Origin of the sequence: Piscinibacter sp., from assembly GCF_050175855.1 — a bacterium.
Taxonomy (GTDB): Bacteria; Pseudomonadota; Gammaproteobacteria; order Burkholderiales; family Burkholderiaceae_C; genus Piscinibacter.
In genome coordinates this window covers 1-8,062 of sequence record NZ_JBFXIO010000242.1, presented here as the reverse complement: position 1 = coordinate 8,062, position 8,062 = coordinate 1, and the positions used below count along the sequence as shown (strand labels likewise).

Genomic DNA, 8,062 nt, shown 5'->3' with positions numbered 1-8,062 from the left:
CTCGACGCTCTTCCGATCTGGCCGCGGCGGTGAACTCGATGGCGAAGTCGCGGTCGCTCACGGCGTCGAGGCTGTTCTGGCAGACGCTGGGCTTGCCATCGTCATCCACCATGCCCAGCGCCCGGGCCACGCGCTCGCGATCGAGCGGATAGCTGGTGCCGGCCAGCGCGGCGCTGCCCAGCGGCAGGCGGTTGGTGCGGCGGCGCACGTCGGCCAGGCGCTCGGCGTCGCGCGAGAACATCTCGACGTAGGCGAGCAGGTGGTGGCCGAAGCTCACCGGCTGCGCCACCTGCAGATGGGTGAAGCCCGGCAGGATGACCTCGGCGTTCCTGTCGGCCAGCTCGACCAGGGCACGCTGCAGCTCGACGAGCAGCGCCGCGAGGCCGTCGATCTCGTCGCGCAGCCACAGGCGTACGTCAGTGGCCACCTGGTCGTTGCGCGAACGGCCGGTGTGCAGACGCTTGCCGGCGTCGCCGACGAGCTGCGTCAGCCGCGCCTCGATGTTCAGGTGCACGTCTTCCAGCGCCAGCTTCCACCCGAAGGCGCCGGACTCGATCTCGCTGGTGATCTGCGCCATGCCGCGCTGGATCTCGGCCAGGTCCTGCGCGGCGATGATGCCCTGCGCGGCCAGCATCTCGGCGTGCGCGAGGCTGCCGGCGATGTCGGCCTTCCACAGCCGCCGGTCGAAGCCGACGCTGGCGGTGTAGCGCTGCACCAGCTCGCTCATCGGCTCGGAGAACAGCGCGGACCAGGCCTGGGACTTCTTGTCGAGTTGGTTGGAGGACATGGCGGGCGGGTGGCAGGGGCGCGCGAGGCGCAACAAGGCGTGAACGTGGGGGTCGTGCGCGTCGACGAGGTGCCGCGTTTGGCGACAATGCGCGCTGCGCCGTCATTCTATTCGGCGCCCCCGGCCGACCCGATGTCCACCGAGCCCAGCGCCCTTCCCGCCAGTCCCGCGCGCGCCGATGCGCGCAGCACCGGCTTTGGCACGACGTTGCTCGACACGCTCATGCCCGGCGAGGGCGCCGACGGCCGCTCGCGCCGCCCCGGCTCGGTGTTCGACGTCTGCCACGCCGGCGTCGTGCTGCGCACGCTGCTGGCCGCCGAGGCGGCCGTGGGCCTGGGCGTGCTGTTCGTCTCGGGAAGCTTCGACGCCTGGCTGCAGCGCCTGGCCTCGGCATCGGCCGTGGCCGTGCCCGCGGTGCTGCTCTGGCTCAGCGCCGCCTGCCTGCTCAAGCGGCCGCTCGGCGTGCTGGTGCCGGGCCTGCGCTGGGGCGTGGCGATCGCCATGGGGGCGCTGGCGGCGCTGCTGCCGGCGCTGCTGGTGCAGCAACTCGGGCTGGACCTGCTCGGCGAGCACCCGGTGCTCGGCCCGGTGGCGGCGGGTGCGGCCGGCGCCGCGGCGGTCTACGGCTGGCTGCAGCTGCGCGCCCGGGCCCTGCTGCCGGCCGACACCACGGCGCGGCTGGCTGAACTGCAGTCGCGCATCCGGCCGCACTTCCTCTTCAACACGCTGAACACCGCGCTGGCGCTGGTGCGCGTCGACCCGGCGCGCGCCGAGGGCGTGCTGGAAGACCTTGCCGAGCTGTTCCGCGTGGCGCTCACCGATATCGGCGAATCGGTGTCGCTGGCCGAGGAGGTGGAGCTGGCGCGCCGCTACCTGGCCATCGAGCAGGTGCGCTTCGGGTCGCGGCTGAACATCGTCTGGGAGCTCGACGACGCAGCTGGCGAGGCGCGCGTGCCGCCGCTGCTGCTGCAGCCGCTGGTGGAGAACGCGGTGCGCCACGGCGTGGAGCCTTCGGCCGAGGGCGGCACGGTGCGCATCCGTACCCGCGTGAAGCTGGGCCGCGCGCAGGTGGTGATCGCCAACACCGTGCCGGCCGAGCCTTCGCAGCCGGGTTCGGGCATGGCGCTGAAGAACGTGCGCGAGCGGCTGCACCTGATGCACGACATGGCCGCGCAGTTCGAGGCGCGGCGCGTCGAGGGCGCGTTCCGCGTGCAGCTGGTGGTGCCTCTATGAGTGACGTGCTGCGAATCCTGCTGGTCGACGACGAGGAGCTGGCCCGCCTGCGCCTGCGCACGCTGGTCGGCGACTGCCGCGAGGTGCCGGCCGTGGTGGTGGGCGAGGCGGCCAACGCCGTGCAGGCAGCCGACTTCCTCGCCGCCCACGAATGCGACCTGCTGCTGCTCGACGTGCACATGCCCGGCCTGGACGGCATGCAGTTCGCTGCGCGGCTGCGCCAGCAGCCGAAGCCGCCGGCCATCGTCTTCGTCACCGCGCACGCCGAGCACGCGCTGCAGGCCTTCGAGCTGGAGGCGGTGGACTACCTCACCAAGCCGGTCAAGCGCGAGCGACTGCAGGCGGCGCTGCAGCGCGTGACGCAGCGCCTGCCGCAGGCGGGCGAACGCAGCGCGGTGCCGGCGGCCGAACCCGAGGTGCTGGTGGTCAGCGATCGCGGCCGCGTGGTGCGCGTGCCGGTGGCCGAGGTGCTGTACCTCAAGGCCGAGCTGAAGTACGTGACGCTGCGCACAGCGGCGCACAGCTTCGTGCTCGACGATTCGCTGGCCGAGCTGGAGGCCCGCTTCGGCGACCGCTTCCTGCGCGTGCATCGCAATGCGCTGGTGGCCCGCGTGGCCGTGCGCGCGCTGGAGCGCCGCCAGGTTGCCGGCGAGGGCGACGACGAGGCCGGCGAATCCTGGGCGGTGCGGGTGGCACCGGTCGAAGAATGGCTGGCGGTGTCTCGCCGCCAGCTCGCCGCAGTGCGCGAGGCGCTGGTGGCGGCAGGGCGCTGATGGATCCGCTGCGCATCTGGTTCGATCCGCCGCATGTGCGTTGGCGACGGGTGGTCGTGACGGTGCTGGTTGCCACCGTGCTGGTGGGGCTGTGGGTGGCGCAGCGGCGCGGGGTGTTCGAGGGGGCGCCGGCCGCCGCGGTGGCGGTGAAGGTCGCTCCTGCCGGCGGGCTGGACGTGGCGGCCGTCGCACCCGCAACTTCCGGGTCGACGCAACTGGCCGCCGCGCCCGCGCCGGCAAGGGCGGCCTCGTCGGCGGAAATCGTCTGCGGCTTCGGCGTGGTGAGCTTCGATCCCGAGGACGAGAAGCAGATCGATGCGTTGAGCGAGGAACTCCATGCCAAGCTGGAGGCTCTTCGCGTCGAGCGTTTGCCGATCTGGCTCGCGCAAATGAAGGCCAGTCCCGACGAGGAGGTGCAGGCGGTGGCCTGGTTTGCCCAGGCGATCGAAACTTGGCGCACCAAGGTGCTACCGGCCGTGGAAGAACAGGGCAAGCCCTGGGCGAAGATCGACGTGCCCAACGATGGTCTGGACGAACTCGCGAGGCTGGCTCAGCGATCGGGCGATCCGCAGGTCTATGGTCTTGCCATGCACGCCTGCGGTTTTCTCGTGGACTTCTCTCCTAGGACGGCCTGTGCCGCATTGAGCTTCGAAGAGTGGGCACGTCGCGATCCGGACAACGGTTACCCCTGGCTGCTTGCCTCGAACTACCAGGCCAAGGGCTCTGCCCGCCGCGCGCAGTTGATCGAGCGCGCGATGTCGACCAAGGAGCTCCGCACCGGCTGGGGCTACGCTTACGAGCCGCTCTCCAGGGCGTTGGCGCCCGGTGCCTCAGCGCAGGAGCGCAGCGCCATCTTCGCGCAGGCCGTGACGCTCACGGGCATCAACCTGATGCCGCCGGTGTCGGTCATCGATCACTGCAGCGACGATGAACTGCGCAAGGATGGGCGGCGAACGCAATGCGAGTACTTCGCGACGCACCTCTCCGAACACAGTGACTCCTTCATGCTGAGTTCCTTTGGCGGGGCCATTGGTCGCCAACTGGGCTGGTCGAAGGACCGCCTCGACAGCCTGAGGCAGAAGCACGAAGCCATCCAGGTCGCAGCTGGGAAGCAGCATGAAGCGCAGGGCTGCGACGGCCTTTCGAAGATCGAGGATTACCTGGCCTACCAGTCGAAGCATGGCGAGCTCGCTGCCGCGCGCCGTGTTTTCAACTCGGAGCGGCATGACACGACGACCGCCAAGCGCTGATGCCCCTCAACCCGTATTGCGCAACCCCGCCGCCACCCCGTTGATCGAGATGTGGATGCCGCGCTTGACGCGGTCCATGCCCGGGTCGTCGTCGCGACCCGCGCGGTAGCGGCGCATCAGCTCGACCTGCAGGTGGTTCAGCGGGTCGAGGTAGGGGAAGCGGTGCTCGATCGAGCGCGCCAGCGCCGGGTTCGACGCCAGGCGCTGCTTCTCGCCGGTGATGAGCGTCAGCGCCTCGTTCGTGCGCTGCCATTCGGCCTCGATCAGGCCGAAGATGCGCCGGCCGAGGCGCTTGTCCTCCACCAGCTCCACGTAGCGCGCCGCGATGCGCAGGTCGCTCTTGGCCAGCACCATGTCGAGGTTGGACAGCAGCGCGCGGAAGAACGGCCACTGGCGGTGCATCTTCTGCAGCAGCGCGAGCTTGTCCTTGCGCGCCTTGGGCTCGCTGCCGAGGAAGGCCTCGATCGCCGAGCCGAAGCCGCACCAGCCCGGCAGCGCCACGCGGCACTGGCCCCAGCTGAAGCCCCAGGGAATGGCGCGCAGGTCCTCGATCGCGCGGGTGGCCTTGCGTGAGGCCGGCCGCGAGCCGATGTTCAGCTCGGCGATCTCGCGGATCGGCGTGGCGCTGAAGAAATAGTCGGTGAAGCCCGGGGTCTCGTAGACCAGCTTGCGGTAGGCCGCGTAGCTCGCCGCGCTGATCGCATCGGCGGCCTCGAGGAAGGCCTTGGGCGCGCTCTTGGTCGGGTGCAGCAGGGTGGCTTCCAGCGTCGCGGCCACCAGCGTCTCGAGGTTACGCAGGCCGATCTCGGGGTGGGCGTACTTCGAGGCGATCACCTCGCCCTGCTCGGTCAGGCGGATCTGGCCGTTCACCGTGCCCGGCGGCTGCGCCAGGATGGCCTGGTAGCTCGGGCCGCCGCCACGGCCCACCGTGCCACCGCGGCCGTGGAACAGGCGCAGCGTGATGCCGTGCGCACGGCCAAGCTCCTCGAACAGCGACACCAGCGCGATCTCGGCGCGGTACAGCTCCCAGTTGCTGGTGAAGGTGCCGCCGTCCTTGTTGCTGTCGCTGTAGCCGAGCATGATGTCCTGCTCGGCGCCCGAGGCCTTCATCATCGCGGCGATGCCGGGCAGCGCGTAGAAGGCGCGCATGATCGGCTCGGCATTGCGCAGGTCGCCGATGGTCTCGAACAGCGGCACGACGATGAGTTCGGCCACCGCACCTTCGTGCAGCTCGCCGCGCATCAGGCCGGTTTCCTTCAGCAGCAGCAGCACCTCGAGCAGGTCGCTCACGTCTTCGGTGTGCGAGATGATGTAGTGGCGGATCGCGTCGCGGCCGAAGCGCTGCAGCATGCGCGCCGCGGTCTCGAAGATCGCCAGTTCGCCGCTGGCATGCTCGCTGTAGGCCGCGGCGCGCACGCGCAGCGGCCGCGCGTCGTTCAGCAGCCGCACCAGCAGCTCGCGCCGCGCCGGCTCGGCCAGCGAGGAGTAGTCCGCCTCGATGCGCGCCGTCTTCAGCAGCTCGGCCACCACCGCCTCGTGCTTGTCGGAGCTCTGCCGCAGGTCGACGGTGGCGAGGTGGAAGCCGAACACCTGCACGGCGCGCATCAGCGGCGCGAGCCGCGGGCCGATCAACGCATCGGCATGGTGCGAGCGCAGCGAGGCCTCGATCACCTTCAGGTCGGCGAGGAACTCGCCCGCGTGCAGGTACGGGCTCTCCGGCGCCACCGCATGGCGCAGCGCCTCGGTGCCGGTGAGTTCGTGCAGCGTGGCGGCCAGGCGGGCGTACATGCCGATCAGCGCGCGGCGGTAGGGCTCGTCCTCGCGGTGGGCGTTGCGGTCGGGCGAGCGCTCGGCCAGCGCCTGCATCTGCGGCGTCACCGGCGCGAGCAGCGCCGACATCGAGAGCTCGCTGCCGAGGTGGTGCACCTCGGTAAGGTAGTGGCGCAGCACGGTCTCGCTCTGCCGGCGCAGCGCCATCTGCAGCGTCGCCTCGGTGACGAAGGGGTTGCCGTCGCGGTCGCCGCCGATCCAGTGGCCCATGCGGAAGAAGCTCGCGATCTCGTGGCCGGGCAGCGAGCGCTCGATCTCGCCGTACAGGCGCGGGATCTGGCGCAGGAAGGTGGCGTGGTAGTAGCTCAGCGCGTTCTCGATCTCGTCGGCCACGCTGAGCTTGGCGGTGCGCAGCATGCGTGTCTGCCACAGCTGCGTGACGCGGGCGCGGATCAGCGCCTCGTTCTCGTCGCGCTCGCGCTCGGTGCGCAGTTCGTCGCGCGCGCCGATCAGCTCGGCGATCGCGCGCTCGGCGCCGAGGATGCTCTGCCGCTGCACCTCGGTGGGGTGGGCGGTGAGCACCGGGCTGATGTAGGCCTGTGAGAGCGTCCTGGCGATCTCGCTGGCGCGGATGTCGGCCGCGGCCAGGCGCTCGAAGCTCAGCGCCAGCGAGCCTTCCTGCAGGTGCCCCTCGCGCTCGTGGTGCTCGCGGCGGCGCACGTGGTGGCGGTCCTCGGCGATGTTGGCCAGGTGCGAGAAGTAGCTGAAGGCGCGGATCACGCTCACCGTCTGGTCGCCCGACAGGTTCTTCAGCAGCCGGTCGAGCGCGCGGCCGGCCTGCGCGTCGCGCTTGAGCCGGTAGGCCACCGAGAGCTTGCGCACGCGCTCGACCAGATCGAAGGCCTCCTTGCCCTCCTGCTCGCGGATGGTGTCGCCGAGGATGCGGCCGAGCAGCCGGATGTCCTCCATCAGCGGGCGGTTCTTCTCGGCGGCGTCGCTCGCGGCGCGGCGGCGGGGCGCTTTGTTCATGGAGGCTCTCCGATGCTGTAACTCGGTTACTTCGCCGGATGCTAACAGCAGCCGTGCGCACGGCCGTCCGACGCAAGAGCCGCGCCTGCTAGCATGCCGCCCATGGCCGAACCCATCGTCATCGCCACCCGTGAAAGCCGACTGGCCCTGTGGCAGGCCGAACATGTGCGCGACCTGCTCGCGCAGCGCTTCGGCGCGCAGGTCGAGCTGCTGGGCATGACCACGCGCGGTGACCAGATCCTCGACCGCACCCTCTCCAAGGTCGGCGGCAAGGGCCTGTTCGTCAAGGAACTCGAGACGGCGCTGGAGGAGGGCCGTGCCCACCTCGCCGTGCACTCGCTGAAGGACGTGCCGATGGATCTGCCGGAAGGCTTCGCGCTGGCCACCGTGCTCGACCGCGAAGACCCGCGCGACGCCTTCGTCTCGCCGCGCTACGAACGCCTGGCCGACCTGCCGCAAGGCGCCAAGGTCGGCACCTCCAGCCTGCGCCGCTGGGTTCAGCTCGGTGCGCTGCGCCCCGATCTGGTGGTCGAGCCGCTGCGCGGCAACCTCGACACCCGGCTGCGCAAGCTCGACGAAGGCCACTACGACGCCATCGTGCTGGCCGCCGCCGGCCTGAAGCGCCTCGGCCTGGGCGAGCGCATCCGCAGCGTGTTCGAGACCGACCAGATGCTGCCTTGCGCCGGCCAGGGCGCGCTGGGCATCGAGGTGCGCGCCGACAACGCCGCGCTGCTGCAGCAACTGGCCACGCTAACGCACCGCCCCACCTGGCTGGCCGTGCAGGCCGAGCGGGCGGTGTCGCGCGCGATGGGCGGCAGCTGCAGCATGCCGCTGGCGGTGCATGCTCAGTGGCGGGGCAGCCAGCTCTGGCTGCGCGCCGCGCTCGGCCACCCGGGCAAGCCGATGTCGCCGCTGCTGCGCGCCGACGTGGAGAGCGCGGTAGCCGACGACGCGCAGGCGCGCGCGCTTGGCGAACGTGTCGCGCAGGCCCTGCAGGCCCAGGGCTCGGCCGCCTACCTCGCCGAATCCTGATCGGTGCCATGAAGGTTCTCGTCACCCGTCCCGCCGCGCAGGCGGCCGAGTGGGTGGCGGGGCTGCGCGAGCGCGGCATCGACGCCGCCGCCTTGCCGCTGATCGGCATCCACCCGCCGGCGGATACGGCCCCGGTACGCGCGGCCTGGGCGGCGCTGGCCGGCCACCGCATGGCGATGTTCGTCAGC

At 71.0% G+C, this 8,062-nt stretch carries 7 protein-coding genes; 5 read left to right on the top strand and 2 right to left on the bottom strand.

What is annotated here, in order from left to right:
• Window positions 1-787: argininosuccinate lyase (gene argH / locus AB7U92_RS17255; RefSeq protein ID WP_428579573.1), on the bottom strand; the 787-nt coding region annotated here is incomplete at its 3' end.
• Between the two features lie 132 nt (window positions 788-919).
• On the opposite strand from argH, the gene AB7U92_RS17250 reads away from it, so the two are divergent.
• The 3 genes from AB7U92_RS17250 to AB7U92_RS17240 are packed head-to-tail and all read left to right on the top strand — an operon-like array spanning window position 920 to window position 4,043.
• Window positions 920-2,020 carry a sensor histidine kinase gene (locus tag AB7U92_RS17250; RefSeq protein WP_428579570.1) on the top strand — a complete coding sequence of 367 codons (1,101 nt, stop codon included), beginning with the start codon at window positions 920-922 and terminating at the stop codon, window positions 2,018-2,020.
• Window positions 2,017-2,793 (top strand): LytR/AlgR family response regulator transcription factor, encoded by a 777-nt coding sequence (locus tag AB7U92_RS17245; protein WP_428579567.1) that lies wholly within the window; start codon window positions 2,017-2,019, stop codon window positions 2,791-2,793. Before AB7U92_RS17250 ends, AB7U92_RS17245 begins: the two co-directional genes overlap by 4 nt.
• The gene (locus AB7U92_RS17240; RefSeq protein ID WP_428579564.1) at window positions 2,793-4,043 is read left to right on the top strand and encodes a hypothetical protein; all 1,251 of its coding nucleotides are present in this window, start codon (window positions 2,793-2,795) and stop codon (window positions 4,041-4,043) included. Before AB7U92_RS17245 ends, AB7U92_RS17240 begins: the two co-directional genes overlap by 1 nt.
• A 6-nt stretch (window positions 4,044-4,049) precedes the next feature.
• Here the strand turns inward: AB7U92_RS17240 and ppc are convergent, their stop codons facing one another.
• On the bottom strand, window positions 4,050-6,842 hold the full coding sequence (ppc, locus tag AB7U92_RS17235) for a phosphoenolpyruvate carboxylase (protein ID WP_428579561.1): 2,793 nt from the start codon (window positions 6,840-6,842) through the stop codon (window positions 4,050-4,052).
• Between the two features lie 102 nt (window positions 6,843-6,944).
• Between ppc and hemC the strand changes: the two genes are divergently transcribed.
• Both hemC and AB7U92_RS17225 read left to right on the top strand, forming a co-directional pair.
• Entirely contained in the window at window positions 6,945-7,874 is a 930-nt protein-coding gene (hemC, locus tag AB7U92_RS17230; RefSeq protein WP_428579558.1) for a hydroxymethylbilane synthase, read from the top strand.
• 8 nt (window positions 7,875-7,882) lie between these two features.
• A partial coding sequence (locus AB7U92_RS17225) for a uroporphyrinogen-III synthase (protein ID WP_428579555.1) occupies window positions 7,883-8,062 on the top strand: 180 nt, incomplete at its 3' end.

Bases quoted from the DNA above. Each gene is read 5' to 3' on its own strand.
- AB7U92_RS17245 (WP_428579567.1), top strand. From the start codon at position 2,017: ATGAGTGACGTGCTGCGAATCCTGCTGGTCGACGACGAGGAGCTGGCC.
- AB7U92_RS17250 (WP_428579570.1), top strand. From the start codon at position 920: ATGTCCACCGAGCCCAGCGCCCTTCCCGCCAGTCCCGCGCGCGCCGAT.
- ppc (WP_428579561.1), bottom strand. From the start codon at position 6,842: ATGAACAAAGCGCCCCGCCGCCGCGCCGCGAGCGACGCCGCCGAGAAG.
- AB7U92_RS17240 (WP_428579564.1), top strand. From the start codon at position 2,793: ATGGATCCGCTGCGCATCTGGTTCGATCCGCCGCATGTGCGTTGGCGA.
- hemC (WP_428579558.1), top strand. From the start codon at position 6,945: ATGGCCGAACCCATCGTCATCGCCACCCGTGAAAGCCGACTGGCCCTG.